Source organism: Agrobacterium vacciniicorymbosi (assembly GCF_040427045.1).
GTDB lineage: Bacteria > Pseudomonadota > Alphaproteobacteria > Rhizobiales > Rhizobiaceae > Agrobacterium.
The window spans coordinates 278415-292583 of the sequence record NZ_JBETMF010000005.1; the positions used below are offsets into that span (position 1 = coordinate 278415).

Annotated in this window: 12 protein-coding genes; 8 read left to right on the forward strand and 4 right to left on the reverse strand. The window is 58.3% G+C overall.

The genetic code is table 11. The annotated features are described in order from the left end of the window. Window positions 1-103: 103 nt before the first annotated feature. A complete protein-coding gene (locus ABUK73_RS10565; RefSeq protein WP_353577237.1) occupies window positions 104-751 on the reverse strand; it encodes a GntR family transcriptional regulator in 648 nt (215 codons plus the stop codon). Between the two features lie 255 nt (window positions 752-1006). On the opposite strand from ABUK73_RS10565, the gene ABUK73_RS10570 reads away from it, so the two are divergent. The 5 genes from ABUK73_RS10570 to ABUK73_RS10590 are packed head-to-tail and all read left to right on the forward strand — an operon-like array spanning window position 1007 to window position 7193. Continuing rightward, complete coding sequence (locus ABUK73_RS10570; protein ID WP_353577238.1) at window positions 1007-2248, forward strand: NRAMP family divalent metal transporter; 1242 nt, start codon at window positions 1007-1009, stop codon at window positions 2246-2248. Between the two features lie 10 nt (window positions 2249-2258). Continuing rightward, the gene (locus ABUK73_RS10575) at window positions 2259-3026 is read left to right on the forward strand and encodes a LamB/YcsF family protein (protein WP_353577239.1); all 768 of its coding nucleotides are present in this window, start codon (window positions 2259-2261) and stop codon (window positions 3024-3026) included. Between the two features lie 9 nt (window positions 3027-3035). Further along, the gene (locus tag ABUK73_RS10580) at window positions 3036-3845 is read left to right on the forward strand and encodes a putative hydro-lyase (RefSeq protein WP_353577240.1); all 810 of its coding nucleotides are present in this window, start codon (window positions 3036-3038) and stop codon (window positions 3843-3845) included. A gap of 7 nt (window positions 3846-3852) precedes the next feature. Then, a complete protein-coding gene (locus ABUK73_RS10585; RefSeq protein ID WP_353577241.1) occupies window positions 3853-5472 on the forward strand; it encodes a 5-oxoprolinase subunit B/C family protein in 1620 nt (539 codons plus the stop codon). Beyond that, on the forward strand, window positions 5469-7193 hold the full coding sequence (locus ABUK73_RS10590; protein ID WP_353577242.1) for an acetyl/propionyl/methylcrotonyl-CoA carboxylase subunit alpha: 1725 nt from the start codon (window positions 5469-5471) through the stop codon (window positions 7191-7193). Before ABUK73_RS10585 ends, ABUK73_RS10590 begins: the two co-directional genes overlap by 4 nt. Before the next feature lie 216 nt (window positions 7194-7409). Here ABUK73_RS10590 and ABUK73_RS10595 read toward each other — a convergent pair whose 3' ends face one another. Next, window positions 7410-7802 carry a response regulator gene (locus ABUK73_RS10595; RefSeq protein ID WP_353577243.1) on the reverse strand — a complete coding sequence of 131 codons (393 nt, stop codon included), beginning with the start codon at window positions 7800-7802 and terminating at the stop codon, window positions 7410-7412. A 264-nt stretch (window positions 7803-8066) separates the two neighbouring features. Between ABUK73_RS10595 and ABUK73_RS10600 the strand changes: the two genes are divergently transcribed. Beyond that, window positions 8067-8531 carry a GNAT family N-acetyltransferase gene (locus tag ABUK73_RS10600; protein WP_353577244.1) on the forward strand — a complete coding sequence of 155 codons (465 nt, stop codon included), beginning with the start codon at window positions 8067-8069 and terminating at the stop codon, window positions 8529-8531. An 82-nt stretch (window positions 8532-8613) separates the two neighbouring features. Here the strand turns inward: ABUK73_RS10600 and ABUK73_RS10605 are convergent, their stop codons facing one another. Together ABUK73_RS10605 and ABUK73_RS10610 are read right to left on the reverse strand one after the other, a co-directional pair. Next, a complete protein-coding gene (locus tag ABUK73_RS10605; protein ID WP_353577245.1) occupies window positions 8614-11085 on the reverse strand; it encodes a glycoside hydrolase family 3 C-terminal domain-containing protein in 2472 nt (823 codons plus the stop codon). A 72-nt stretch (window positions 11086-11157) separates the two neighbouring features. Then, window positions 11158-12441, reverse strand: a complete 1284-nt coding sequence (locus ABUK73_RS10610; protein ID WP_353577246.1) for an MFS transporter — start codon at window positions 12439-12441, stop codon at window positions 11158-11160. A gap of 212 nt (window positions 12442-12653) precedes the next feature. Between ABUK73_RS10610 and ABUK73_RS10615 the strand changes: the two genes are divergently transcribed. Then, window positions 12654-13283 carry a TetR/AcrR family transcriptional regulator gene (locus ABUK73_RS10615; RefSeq protein ID WP_454892357.1) on the forward strand — a complete coding sequence of 210 codons (630 nt, stop codon included), beginning with the start codon at window positions 12654-12656 and terminating at the stop codon, window positions 13281-13283. 207 nt (window positions 13284-13490) lie between these two features. Next, a complete protein-coding gene (locus tag ABUK73_RS10620; protein WP_353577247.1) occupies window positions 13491-14057 on the forward strand; it encodes a hypothetical protein in 567 nt (188 codons plus the stop codon). Window positions 14058-14169 lie beyond the last annotated feature (112 nt).

The following is a 14169-nucleotide window of genomic DNA, read 5'->3' on the forward strand; positions in this document are numbered from 1 at the left end:
CCGGTGCTGCGTCTGACGTCACGTCTTTGGCAGCATTCCCGGCCCGTCATGGCATATTGGCCCGCCGCTTTCCACTGCTATGTCGCAGTGCAGGATAGGGCAGTTATTTCCCGGCGCGTTCCAGCGCTTTCAGCACGGTGCGCTCGGAAAGGTTCAGATAAAGCTCCATCTGCGATGCCGCTTCCGCCACTTTGCTGCTTTCAACGAGGCCGAGTATCTGGTCATTCATATCCACGAAGGGAGAATGCAACTGTTCCGGATCGTTCAGAAGCCCGAAGCTGAGGCGCAGTTCGGCTGCGACACGCGCGTAAAAATCGCTCAATCGGCTGCTGTCGGAAAGATCGACCACGGCGGCGTGGAAGCGCATATTGGCGCTGCCGACTTCACGCCAGTCACCCAACTCGCGCTGTTTCTTGGCATGTTCCACCGCCTGCCGCATGGTGGCCACCGACGGATGTTTCTGCCAGGCCTGACGCAGGGCGCCACATTCCAGCATGCGTCGCACGCGGTAGATATCGATGATCTGTTCCGTGCTAGGCACTGAGACGAACACGCCGCGATTGGCCTCGTGCCGCAGCAGCCCATCCTTGGTCAGAAGCCGAAAGGCCTCCCGCAGGGAGTTTCGCGAGACATCCAGACGTTCGCTGAAGGCGGCTTCCGACAGTCTTTGGCCAGGCGTCAGCGCACCAATGATCAGAAGATCGCGAATGTCTTTGGCCACGCGGTCCGCTAGCGGCAAAGGTTCAGTCATGGCGGTCCTTCATCTGATCGTCTGTGGCGGGCAATCGCGGTTGTTGGCGTCCTGTATATCGGTTGCAATACCACAAATTATGAGCAGTACACGTAAAAATCCTGCTTATTTTCAACGCATTCGTCCCAAATATTGCGCAGAATGAAAGAACGATAGAATTTAATTGTTCAACAATATTGACAATTTTGTAGATGCGGCCAAAATCCCCTCAATGCATCCGCGAGGGGCGGATTGCCAATGGAGCGGAGAACATCCATGGAGCAAACAAAAATTGCCCAAACTGTCGAATTTGCCAAATCCAGGCGCGCGTCGCTAACGGCCGCGATCTTCCTGATGGCGACCTCGGCCATCGGGCCCGGTTTCATCACGCAGACGGCGACCTTTACCGCAAAGCTCGGCTCGGCCTTCGCTTTCGCCATCCTTGCGTCGATCCTGATTGATTTCGTCGTACAGCTGAACATCTGGAGAATCGTAACGCTGACCCGCATGCGGGCCTCCGATATCGCCAATGCAGCGATACCCGGCTCGGGTTACGTTCTGGCCATTCTGGTCATCGTCGGTGGTCTCTTCTTCAACATCGGCAATATCGGCGGCTCCGGCCTCGGCCTCAACGCTATGCTGGGTCTCGATCCGAAGTGGGGCGGAGCGCTAAGTGCACTTCTGGCTATCGGCATCTTCCTGTCCAAACGCGCAGGCATGGCGGTTGACCGGTTCATCATCTTCGCGGGTATTCTGATGATCGTTCTGACGATCTATGTTGCCTTCGCGTCCGGCCCTCCAGTCGGTGAAGCGCTGTTCCAGACCTTCCTGCCATCCACCATCGATTTCGCAACCATCACCACCATCGTCGGAGGCACCGTTGGCGGCTATATCACCTATTCCGGCGCGCATCGCTTGCTGGACAAGGGCATGGTTGGTGCCGAGAACCTCGGTGCCGTCAATCGTGCTGCCCTGACGGGGATCGCCGTCACAGGCGTCATGCGCTATGTGCTGTTCCTTGCCATTCTGGGCGTTGTCGCCAACGGCGTTGTGATCGACGTTTCTGGAAAAGGTGCCAATCCTGCGGCGCAGGCCTTCCAGGTCGCGGCAGGCGATATCGGTCTGAGAATATTCGGCGTGGTTCTGTGGGCCGCTGCCATCACCTCCGTCATCGGCGCTGCCTATACATCGGTTTCCTTCATCACCGTCTTCAACAAGGACATCACCGAGCGCGGTCGCAATATCGCAACCGTGATCTTCATCGCTGTCTCGCTGTTCTTCTATCTGGTCATCACCACGCCGCCCGCACAGATGCTGGTTTTCGTCGGTGGCCTCAACGGTCTCATCCTTCCAATCGGTCTGTCCATCTTCATCTACGCGGCTTGGGCAAGATCCGATCTGATGGCTGGCTATCGTTATCCGCGCTGGCTTCTGGTACTCGGCATCATCGTTTGTGCACTGACCTGGTACATGGGCTACAACTCCATCGGTCCCATTTTTGCACTTTTGACGGCATGAGGAGAGAGACATGGCTTCCATCGATCTGAACAGCGATCTTGGCGAAAGCTACGGTGCATGGAGCATGGGAGACGATGGCGCGATGCTATCAGTCGTTTCCAGCGCCAACATCGCCTGCGGTTTCCATGCGGGTGATCCCTCGGGCATTTACCGCACGGTCAAAGCCGCCGCCGAAAACGGTGTCGTCGTTGGAGCCCATGTCTCCTATCCAGACCGCGTCGGCTTCGGTCGGCGCGATATGGATGTGACGTCGGAAGAATTGATTGCCGATGTCATCTACCAGATCGGCGCGCTGCAAGGCATTGCAGCCGCTGCCGGAACAACGGTGCGTTACGTCAAGCCGCATGGCGCGCTTTACAATCGCATCGCCAATGACTCAAAGCAGGGGCAGGCGGTTATCGATGGCATCAAGGCCATCGACCCATCGCTGGTGCTGATGGGGCTGGCCAATGCGCCCATTCTCGACCTTGCCCGCAAATCCGGCCTGTCGGTGGTGGCGGAAGCCTTTGCCGACCGCGCCTATACGCCGCAAGGCCAGCTCGTGTCCCGTCGTGAGGCTGGTGCGGTGCTGCATGATGCGGAGAAAATTGCTGGCCGCATGGTGCAGCTTGCCCGCGAAGGCACGCTCGAAGCCATCGATGGCAGCAGCATCAAGATCGAGGCGCAATCCATCTGCGTTCATGGCGATAGTCCCGGCGCGGTTGCCATTGCCCAGCAAATCAGGCAGCGGTTCGAAGCCGAAGGCATCGATATCCGTTCTTTCGCGTCCAGCACATAAGGAGCGTCCATGACGATCCCGACATCTTATCTCAACCACACGGATGCGACAGCCGCCCGCAAGGCGCGGGCCGATTACCGCAACGGTCTGGTCGCGCCCACATCCGGCATTGCCCCCGGTTTCACGCAGGCCAATATGATTGTGCTGCCGCGCGACTGGGCCTTCGATTTTCTGCTCTATGCGCAGCGCAACCCCAAGCCTTGTCCGGTTTTGGATGTGTCCGACCCGGGCGTGCCGACCACCTTGCTTGCGCCCGGTGCCGATCTTCGCACCGATCTGCCGCTCTACCGTATCTGGCGCGACGGCAAGCTGGTCGAGGAAACGGCGGATGCCACCAGCGCATGGGCCGAGCGGGACGATCTCGTCGCCTTCCTCATCGGCTGCAGCTTCACCTTCGAGACGCCGATGGTGGAAGCTGGCATCGAAATCCGCCACATGACGGACAAGTGCAATGTGCCGATGTATCTCACCAATCAGCCCTGTCGTCCGGCAGGTCGGTTGAAGGGCAACATGGTCGTGTCCATGCGTCCCATCCCCGCCTCGCGCGTGGCGGATGCGGCGACGATTTCCGGGCGCTTTCCCGCCGTCCACGGTTCACCCGTGCATGTCGGGTCGCCAGCAGAAATCGGCATTGCCGATCTTGGCAAGCCTGACTTTGGTGATGCGGTGCGGATCGAACCCGGCGAAGTGCCGGTCTTCTGGGCGTGCGGAGTAACACCACAGGCGGCGGTCATGGCGTCGGGCGTACCCTTTGCCATCACCCATTCTCCCGGCCATATGTTCATCACCGACATTCCCGATTCCGCCTATCATGCGTGAGGACAAGATGCGCTTTTTACCCGTCAGCCTCACGACCATTCTGGTGGAGCTAGCCGATCTCGATCAGACGCTTGCGCTCTTCGCATCGCTTGAGGCCGACCCTATCGACGGTATCGAGGAGACGGTTCCGGCAGCCCGCACGTTGATGATCCGTTTCCGGCCGGAGAGGATCACGGCGGAAGCCTTGGCTGGCGAAATCGCCACGCGCGATCTCTCTGCCAAGATTGCGCCATCCGACAAGCTGGTCGAAATTCCGGTGCGTTATGATGGCGAGGATCTGGCCGATGTCGCTGAACTGACGGGGCTCAGCGTCGAAGAGGTCATTCGACGTCATACGGACAGCGAATTCACCGTTGCCTTTTGCGGCTTTGCCCCCGGCTTCGGTTATCTCGTGGGTGGCGATCCCGCGCTGCATGTGCCGCGCCGCCAAAGCCCACGCACCCGTATTCCAGCCGGATCGGTTGCGCTCGCCGGTGCCTTCAGCGGCGTCTATCCGCAAAACAGCCCCGGCGGCTGGCAAATCCTTGGCACCACGCCACTGAAAATGTGGGATATCGAACGCGAACCGGGTGCACTCTTCCAGCCCGGTTACCGTGTCCGGTTTTTCGACATGGATAAGGCGGGACGCAGCATCGAGGCTCCCGCTGCCAAACCTGCTACTGCCAAAGCTGTCGCAAACAGTGATGCCGCACATTTCGAAGTGCTGGCAGCACCCATGCCCGCAGTCTTCCAAGACCTCGGACGTTTCGGGCAGACAGGGCAGGGCGTCTCCGCCTCCGGTGCTCTTGACCGTTCGGCCTTCAACGCTGCAAACCGCATCGTCGGTAACCCGGCGAATACTCCCTGCCTTGAACTCACGCTTGGCGGCTTTTCCTTCAGGAGTTCAAGCCGCGCCGTGATCGGCGTTGCGGGCGCGTCCTGTACGATCACCGTGAAATCTGAAGCCTACAGCTTCGAAGCCACCCCCTATGCGCCGATCTCGCTGGAACCCGGCGATGTCGTAACGTTCAGCAATCCCTCGGCTGGCATGCGCTGTTATCTCGCTGTCCGTGGCAGTTTCGATGTCGCGCCGGTTCTGGGCAGTTCTGCTACCGATACACTGGCCGTCGTTGGACCGGAGAGTGTGGTGGCCGGTTCCGTGGTCAATCTGCGCGATGAAAAAAGCGGACTTTCCAGTGTCTCCATCGATGAGGTTCCAGCTTTCGATCTGCCCAAGGCAGGCGACGTCGTCACGCTTGATGTCGTCTACGGGCCGCGCACCGACTGGTTCACGCAAACGGGCATCGAAACGCTGACAAGCCAGCACTGGCAGGTCACGCCGCAGTCCAGCCGCGTCGGCATTCGCCTTGCAGGCGAGGTGCCGGTGGAACGCAAGGACAGTGCAGAACTGCCGAGCGAAGGTACGGCCACCGGCGCAATCCAGATTCCGCATAGCGGTCAGCCAGTTCTGTTTCTGGCCGACCACCCGCTGACGGGTGGATATCCTGTCATCGGCGCCGTTGCGGAATATCACCTCGATCTGGCCGGTCAGATACCCATCAACGCCAAAATCCAGTTTCGCCCGCTCGGGCCATTCACGGACATTCCGGTAAAAAAGAACACAGAAATTTCGGGAGACAAGCCATGAAAAAAGTGCTGATCGCCAATCGCGGCGAGATCGCGGTGCGCATCATCCGCGCCTGCCGGGATTACGATATCGCCTCCGTGGCCGTCTATGCCGATCCCGATCAGGATGCGCTTTTCGTGCGTCTGGCGGATGAGGCCTATGGGCTGGAGGGTGTGCGCCCTGCCGAAACCTACCTCGATATCGAAAAACTGATTGCCATTGCCAAGCGCTCCGGTGCCGATGCGGTTCACCCCGGCTACGGCTTCCTGTCCGAGCGCGCGGAGTTTGCACAGGCTGTTATCGATGCGGGGCTGATCTGGATCGGCCCTGATCCTGATGTCATCAAGGTGCTGGGCGACAAGGTCGAAGCGCGGCGCATCGCCACCAGCGTTGGTGCCCCGCTCGTTGCTGGCAGCGACGGTCCGGTTTCGACCTCGGCTGAGGTCGTCGCATTCGCAGAACAACACGGCCTGCCGGTTGCCATCAAGGCTGCGCATGGCGGTGGTGGACGCGGCATCAAGGTTGCGTGGAAAATGGAAGAGATCGCCGATCTCTACGAATCCGCCGTGCGTGAAGCCACAGCTGCCTTCGGACGCGGCGAATGTTTTCTGGAACGGTTCCTTGACCGCCCGCGCCACATCGAAGTGCAGGTCATTGCCGACAAGCACGGCAATGTGGTCGTGCTGGGCACGCGCGATTGCTCGCTCCAGCGCCGTAATCAGAAGCTCATCGAAGAAGCGCCAGCGCCCTTCCTGACACCTGAGCAACGCCAGAAAATCCATGAGGCGGCCAAGGCGATCTGCGCCGCAGCGGGTTACTCCGGCGCCGGCACGGTGGAATTCCTGTTAGGCGTCGATGGCACGATTTCCTTCCTCGAAGTCAACACCCGCCTTCAGGTGGAGCATCCGGTGACCGAGGAGACGACGGGCATCGATCTCGTCATCGAGCAGTTCCGCGTTGCGGAAGGTCATCCGCTGCGCATTGTGGAAACGCCGGAGCCGCGCGGCCATTCCATGGAATTCCGCATCAATGCCGAAGACCCCGGTCGCGGCTTTCTGCCGACACCCGGCGCGATCACGGTTTTCGATCCGCCATCCGGCCCGGGCATCCGTCTGGATAGCGGTGTTGTATCAGGCTCCACCATATCAGGCGTTTTTGACTCGCTGATGGCAAAGCTCATCGTTACGGGCGTGGACCGCGATCAGGTCCTGCGCCGCGCCCGCCGCGCCCTGAAGGAATTCCGCATCGACGGCATCGCCACCGTTCTGCCGTTCCACCGCGCCGCAATCGACACGGATGATTTCATCGGCACGGACGGTTTCAAGGTTCACACCCGCTGGATCGAAACCGATTTTGCCGACATGCCCGATGCGATGGAGCGTCCCGCTCCTGCAGAGGATGCGTCCATCACCCGCACTTGGCTCGAGATCGACGGCAAACGCGTCAGCGTCGGCCTGCCGCATCTGCTGCTTTCGGGCCTTGGTGGAGTGGGCAGCAATGGTCCTGCCGCTACCTCATCCGCAAAGCCGCAGGAAGATGGGATCACGGCGCCAGTTTCCGGCACCTTGCAGTCTTTCAAGGTGGCGGATGGTGATGCCGTGTCAGAGGGCGATCTCGTGGCTGTCATGGAAGCCATGAAAATGGAAACACAACTGACCGCGCCGAAAGCTGGCAAGGTCCGCTTGCGCGTCAAGGAAGGTGATTACCTTCAGGCAGGCGATGTGGTGATCTCGTTCGAATGATGGGGGTAACTGCTCGTGACTAAGGGCCAGCCCTTGGCCCTTATTTAGCCGGCGGCACCTTTTGGAATCCGACGGATGGAGACGCTCCAAGAACAGAGTGGCAGCGATATATTGCCAAAGGTGGATAGAGGTTTCGGTTTGGCCCGTTAGACGGGCAAGGCCGAAGCCAACCCGCTCCGTCTACTGCCGCAACTTCCTGCCCCCCAACCTTCACGCTCAGACGCCGTTCGCTCCACTCTGCGGTCCAACAGACTGGAGCAGGGATATAAGATCAGCCGTGCGGTAAGGTTTGGACAGGCGCGGCGTCGCGGCGAAGGCTTCCGGCACTGAGAGGTCCTCAAGGCCAGAAATGAAGACGAAGGGCGTCTTGTGCTTGATCAGCAATTCGGCGGCAGGAAAAACCATCTGCCCTCCCAGATCGATATCGAGAATGGCGGCGTCCAGTTTGAAGCCGGGATCGGCCAGCACCTCAACCGCCCGTTCTACATCCGAGATCGGCCCGAAAACTCTGGCGCCTGCCTCCTCAAGGGTCATCAATATGTCCGAGGCTATGAGATATTCGTCCTCCACCACGAGAAACTGACGTCCCGCAAGAAGCTGTGTCGACATGGTTTTTCCTCCCGTCATGAAAACCGGGCAAACACCGAAAAGTTCGCTGGGCAGAGTGGCTATAATCGTTAAAAATGATGCTGCGCGTGCAGATAACCCGCAAAGACGACGGTTTTATAAAGCGGTGAAAGACCAAAATCATCAGGAGATGACGCAAGTTGACAGAATTCGAAACGCTGCCAATCGAGCGCCTGAGCGGTGAGGGATGTGCCGAGACTGGGGCGGATGCCCGGGCCTTTTGCCTTGGCGTCATCCAGCAGGTCTATGGCATCGCCTTATCATCCAGACTGGCATGCCGATCTCGATTCGCTTGCTCTTGCGGCTGCAGATAGCTGGTTTTCAAACGAAAACCGCGGCGCTTTCTTTCTCATCCGCAATCTTCAGGGTCAGATCATAGCGACCGGCGGCCTCTATGATCTGGCGCGAAAGCCGAACACGGCAAACCGTCTGGCGCAGCGTTATGATGCGATGGAAAATGTCTGCCAGATCGTGCGCGTCTATCTCGATGCATCCGTGCGGCGGATGGGCCTTGGAAGCCGTATTGTCCGCATCTTGGAAAACGAGGCGAAGACCCTGAATTACAATGCCGCCTATCTGCATGCGGATGCACAGACGGCGGGCACATTGCGGTTCTGGAGCGACAGCGGCTACCGGGAATTCGACCGCTTTTCCTATCCGTCCCCGACAGGAACCGACACCAGCGTCGATTTCGACAAGCTTTTGGCGTAATAAAAAAGCCGCCCGATTTTTACGGGCGGCTTTCTGTTTTGAAACGTCTATTCCCAAGACGGGAAGCGAAGGGGACACGCCCTTAGATAGACGTGTCCGAGACCTGACCGAGCCATAGCGTCGGGTTGTCGATAAGGATGCGGCCGCGAATATCGCCAGCGTTTGCGGCAATCACCAGTTCATATTGACCTTCATCCGAACGGAAGGCTTTCGCGTCCACATCGAAGAAGCTGAGATCGCGTTGTGTCACCTTCAACGTTGCGGTCGCTGTTTCGCCCGCTGCCAGTTCGAGCTTGGCAAAAGCCCGCAGCTCTTTCTCCGGTCTGGAGACGGAAGAACCCAGCGCACGCACGTAAAGCTGCACGACATCAGAGCCCTTGCGCTCACCCGTATTGGTCACATCCACCGTGACGGTGATGCCGTCCTCGCTCATGACGCTGGACGATGCCTTGGCCTCGCCCCAGGCAAATTGCGTGTAGCCCAGACCGAAACCGAAGGGGAAAAGCGGCTCTACGCCATGGGTATCGTGGTGACGGTAACCGACGAAGACGCCCTCGTCATAACGCACATGCCCATCCTGACCGGGGTAGACGAGAGGATTGCCGGTGATCGCGGAATTGTCCGAAAGCGATTTCGGGAAGGTCTGCGGCAGGCGTCCGCCGGGTTCCGCATCACCGAAGAGAACGTCGGCCACCGCGTTGCCGAGTTCCTGGCCCGGATACCACAATTGCAGAACGGCTTTGACCTTGCCCAGCCACGGCATTTCCACCGGTCCACCGGTTTGTAGCACGACGACGGTGTTGGCGTTGACGGCGGCAACCTTTTCTATCAGCTCTTCCTGACGACCGGGAAGGCGCATGTCGGGCAGATCGAGGCCTTCGGTGTCCCACTGGCCTTCACGTCCGACAAAGAGAAGTGCGACATCGCAAGCCGCCGCTTTGGCTACGGCCTCTTCGATCGCGGCATCGCCCAGCGGCTTTTCGATGCCGAAGCGAATGGCGGTCAGGTGAATGCCGTCGGCAGTCGCGGCAGGGGAGCAATATTCGATTGTCACCGTATAGCTGCGCCCGGCTTCCAGCTTCAGCGACTGCCGCTGTTCGCTGTTGGCGGTGCCGAAATAATTGTCGCCGGGTTCCCAGCCATCAAAACCATTTACCACCATCTCGCCATCCACATAGAGCTTGGCAAGGCCTGCATTCGTCATGCCGAAGACATGCTCGCCGCTGTCGGACGGCACGTAGCGCGCGGTGATCCGGGCCGAGAAATCTGCCGGGTTGAGCTCTGCCGAGGGCAGGTCGAACCAGAAGAACTCGCCCTTAACAGCCGTTTCACTGTGAACCGGCGCGCCTTCCAACTGTCTGCCCTTGAAGTAATCGACCTGCATTTCGCTTGCGAAAACTTCGATCAGGCGGTTGTTGCTGCAGCCTGCGGCGTGGTGGACGCTGTTGGCATTGGAAAGGGCAGCTTTGATACCCTGAAGCGGGCTGACCGTATAATGCGCGGCGATCTGTGCGCTGCCACCACCCATCACGCGGGCTTCGGCGGCATTGGGGCCGAGAACGGCGATGCTGTCGAGCGTGGTCTTGGCCAAAGGCAGAATGCCATCGTTCTTCAGCAGCACGGCACCTTCGGCACCGATCTGGCGAATAAGCGCGCGGTCTTCGGGAAGGTCAAGAGAGCTTTCGGTAAGATCAGGCGCGGTTTCGAATGCACCGACGCGCTCCAGAAGTGTCAGAATACGGCGCGCAGCCTCGCGCACGGTTTCCGCCTTGACCTCGCCCTTGTGCACGGCTTCAACCAGCTTCTCGCCACGGTCGCGGCTTGGGCCAGGCATTTCCAGGTCCAGACCGGCATTGACCGTTGGTGCGGTGGAATGCGAGCCGAACCAGTCGGACATGACGATGCCGTCAAAGCCCCATTCCTTGCGCAGCACCTGTGTCAGCAGCCACTCATGTTCGCTTGTATAGGTGCCGTTGAGGCGGTTATAGGATGACATGACGGCCATCACGCCAGCCTTCTTTACCGCCTGTTCGAAGGGCAGCAGATAGAGTTCGCGCAGGCTGCGCTCATCGATATCCGAAGACATTGTCTGACGTTCGATTTCGGATTCATTGCCGACGAAATGCTTGATCGTCGCGGCCACACCCTTGCTCTGTACGCCCTGAATATAGGCAACGGCGAGAGCCGCCGTTAGCAACGGGTCTTCGGAATAGCATTCGAAGTTGCGGCCATTCAGGCCCGAGCGGTGAATATTGACGGTGGGCGCCAGCAGAACGGACGCGCCCTTGCTTTTCGCCTGACCTGCCAATGCAACGCCCATGCGCTTCACGAGCGCCGGGTTCCAGGTAGCACCCAGTGCGATGGCCACGGGAAAGCAGGCTGCCTTGACACCGGCTACCAGCGATCCGGCACCGCGCGCGCCATTGGGGCCATCCGTGACCTTGATCTTGGGAACGCCAAGACGCTCAACCGGCACTGTCGTCCAGAAATCGGCACCGGCAAGCAGCGAAACCTGCTCTTCAAGCGTCATTTGGTTCAGGATATTCTCGATCATACGAGCCTCCGATGTTTTTCATGCGAGTGAAAAAGAGACGCGCCGTCATGAACGGCGCGTCCTGACATGGTGTCAGCGAACCCCGCGCACGGGGGCGATGGCCAGCGCGCCCAGAAAGGCGCTGATGGCCGCAGCAGCATAGAGGACACCATAATTCTGGCCTCCCGCATTGCCGATGGCGAGAAGAAAGGGTGCCACAGCCGGGGCGATGGATTGCGGGACGGCATTGGCGATGTTGAGAACGCCGAGATTTCTGGCCGCATGGGTTTCCCGGTCTGGCAGGATATCCACGACGAGGGCCTGATCGACCGCCATATAGACGCCAAAGCCAATAGAGGTGACCGCGATGCCGCTGTAGAACATCGTCAGGTCTTTTGCGAAAACGATGACCACGATCCCCAGCGCATAGGTCAGCGCCGCCACCAGCACGAAAGCCTTGCGGCGACCGATGCGGTCCGACATGGAGCCGGAAACGAAGGACGAACCGACAACGCAGATGGCGGTGATCAGTGTCGAAACGAACATGATGTCGCCAATGTCAGCTTCGGCAATCTTCAAATGATCCATAAGATAATAGACCTGATAGGACGTCAGCACGGCAAAGCCGAAAAACACCAGAAAGCGGCTGAGCCAGGCATAGCCGAAGTCCGGGTGCTTGACGGGATTAACCCAGAAGCTGCCCAACAGTTCGGACAGGCCGGGCGCTGTTTTCTGCGGCGCATCAGTCAAAGGACGGTCTTCAATCACCAGAACGAAGACGAGAACCGAGATCAACCCGATGGCTGTTGGAATGAGAAACATCGCATTGCTGGCTGTTCCCGTCAGCGCCAGAATGCCACTGCCGATCAACAGCGCGATATAGATCGACATGCCTGCCAGGGCAGAAACCAGACCGCGCTGATGTTCCGGCACCTGATCCGGCACGGTTGCCACAAGCGCTGCCAGCATGGCGTTGTATGCGGTCTGGATGACGCACCAGGCAATGCCGATGACAATAAGACTGGATGTATAGGCCATCACGATCTGAGCAAGGCTGCCGACGACGACGCCGGCCACCAGCCAGGGTTTACGCCGACCGAAGCGGGAGCGCGTGCGGTCTGAAAGCTGACCGAAAATAGGGTTCGCCAGAAGAGCGAAAAGCGCACCGAGCCCTAAAATGGTGCCAAGGCTTGCGCCCTTGCTCACCGGATCGAGCGTGTTGACCCGAATGGCCAGCGTCATCGCAACCGGCGTCATGACCGCCGTAAAAAAGCCGACACTCGCAAGGCCGTAAGTGAGAATGAATGGCAGGCCGACCGAGCGCTCATCGCCCGTTTTAGAAGGCTGCGCACCGAGATTTGGGGTTGCAATACTCATTTTTGAAAACCTCCACCGCAATACATTCGATAACAACGTCGTCCTCCACCGAACTTCGTGTTAAACCTACCGACTACTCGGTTATGGCGGGGAGTCAACTTTTTTCTGTGCCGCAACGGACCATCGCATGATTCTTAAAACGTTTACGCGCAGGGCCTTTCAAGGCTAAAGGTGCAATTGGAATGGGGGAAACAGCAGATATGACGGATGAAATGAAAGAGGCGATGTCGCCGGATTTAGCGCCCGGCAAAAAGCGGAAATCCCCCAAAGGCATGATTCGCCGGGAGGCCATTCTCGCTGCCGCCATGCAGCATTTCGCCAAGGATGGCTATCAAAACGCGTCCTTTGCAGCCATAGCCGCAGAGGTGGGGCTGTCGCTGCCGGGCCTGCTCCATTACTTTCCGACGAAAGTGGATCTGCTCCTTGCCATTCTGGAAAAGCGCGACATCGAAAGCGCCTCCGCCGTCGGTGAAGAATATGCGGACTGGCGAAAAGTGCTGCTCGGCCTTGTCGAAATTGCCAGAGCCAACCAGAAAATCCCCAGCGTCGTACAGGTATTTGCCGTTCTCAACGCCGAAAGCCTGACGACAGACCACCCCGCCAGCGCATGGTTTGCCGCCCGCGTCAGCCACCTGCAGAAAAACCTCGTCTCTTCCTTTCAAAAAGGCATGGCGGCTGGCGAGTTGAGGCAAGACATCGATCCCCATTCCATTGCCGCCGAACTGATCAGCATGATGGACGGGCTTCAGATGCTATGGCTCAGATCGCCGGAAGAGTTCGACATGGTGACGGTGTTTTCAGCCTATGTCAGCCGTTTGATCGAAGCTATCGAGGTTCGTTGAAAGTCGGGTGTCTGTAGCAGGCCAGTTTATCTCCCGAGGTTAAGCGACAAGATTTTCGCCGGTGAGAGAAAATACTTCTAGTTCATTTTACAATATCAAATATTCGCGCTATAGTAGAATCGCATTTTATTTTAGCTCTTGCATCAGGCAGGAGCAACGTCTTGGTTTCCTGCGATGAGCGATTGGAGGCCAAGCGGAGGATATGAAATGACGATAATTTCCAGTCAAAATTCGAGCGCTCTCCTTATTTTACAAAAAACAAATTCCCCGAACGGCGTAGAGCAGGAAAAACCCCAGCCGAAAGACGATCTGGTTGGTATTGCAAGCAATAGCAAGACGAAGATTGGTCGCCCCGATACATCGGCAGAAGCGGAAACCAAGATTTCCAGCGCCATTTACAGTGTCCATCATGTCAACGTGAACAAACTCAAGCTCGACTTAATTGATCGAACGGGTAAAGCCTTGGGCGTCGATCAGAAGGACTATGACACGAGAACAGACTTCGTAAATGCGATGCAGAGAGCACTGGGGAAGCTGAGAATCGAACAGGGAGAGGCTGCGGTCATCGCTCTCGAAAAAGAGCTGGGGCTCGATAAGCTCGGAGTTTCGATTGACGACGTTATCAACAGTGCGAGTGATCCTGAAGGCAATGACAAAGTCACCAAGGCTTTGAAAAAAGAGGCCGGAATTTCAGATGAAGAAGGCTTGGAAGACATAACTGCATCGCTTTTCCAGCCAGACGAACTCGGTCTGTATGGTGCTGTAAAAGTCTAAAATGAAGCGATGGGGATGGACATGGTTTATCCCCATTGTCACGTCCGATCCTGGTTCGTGATTTGCGCCCAACTCTCGGCTCGCAATCACTCTGCTTACCGCCGCGCCACGA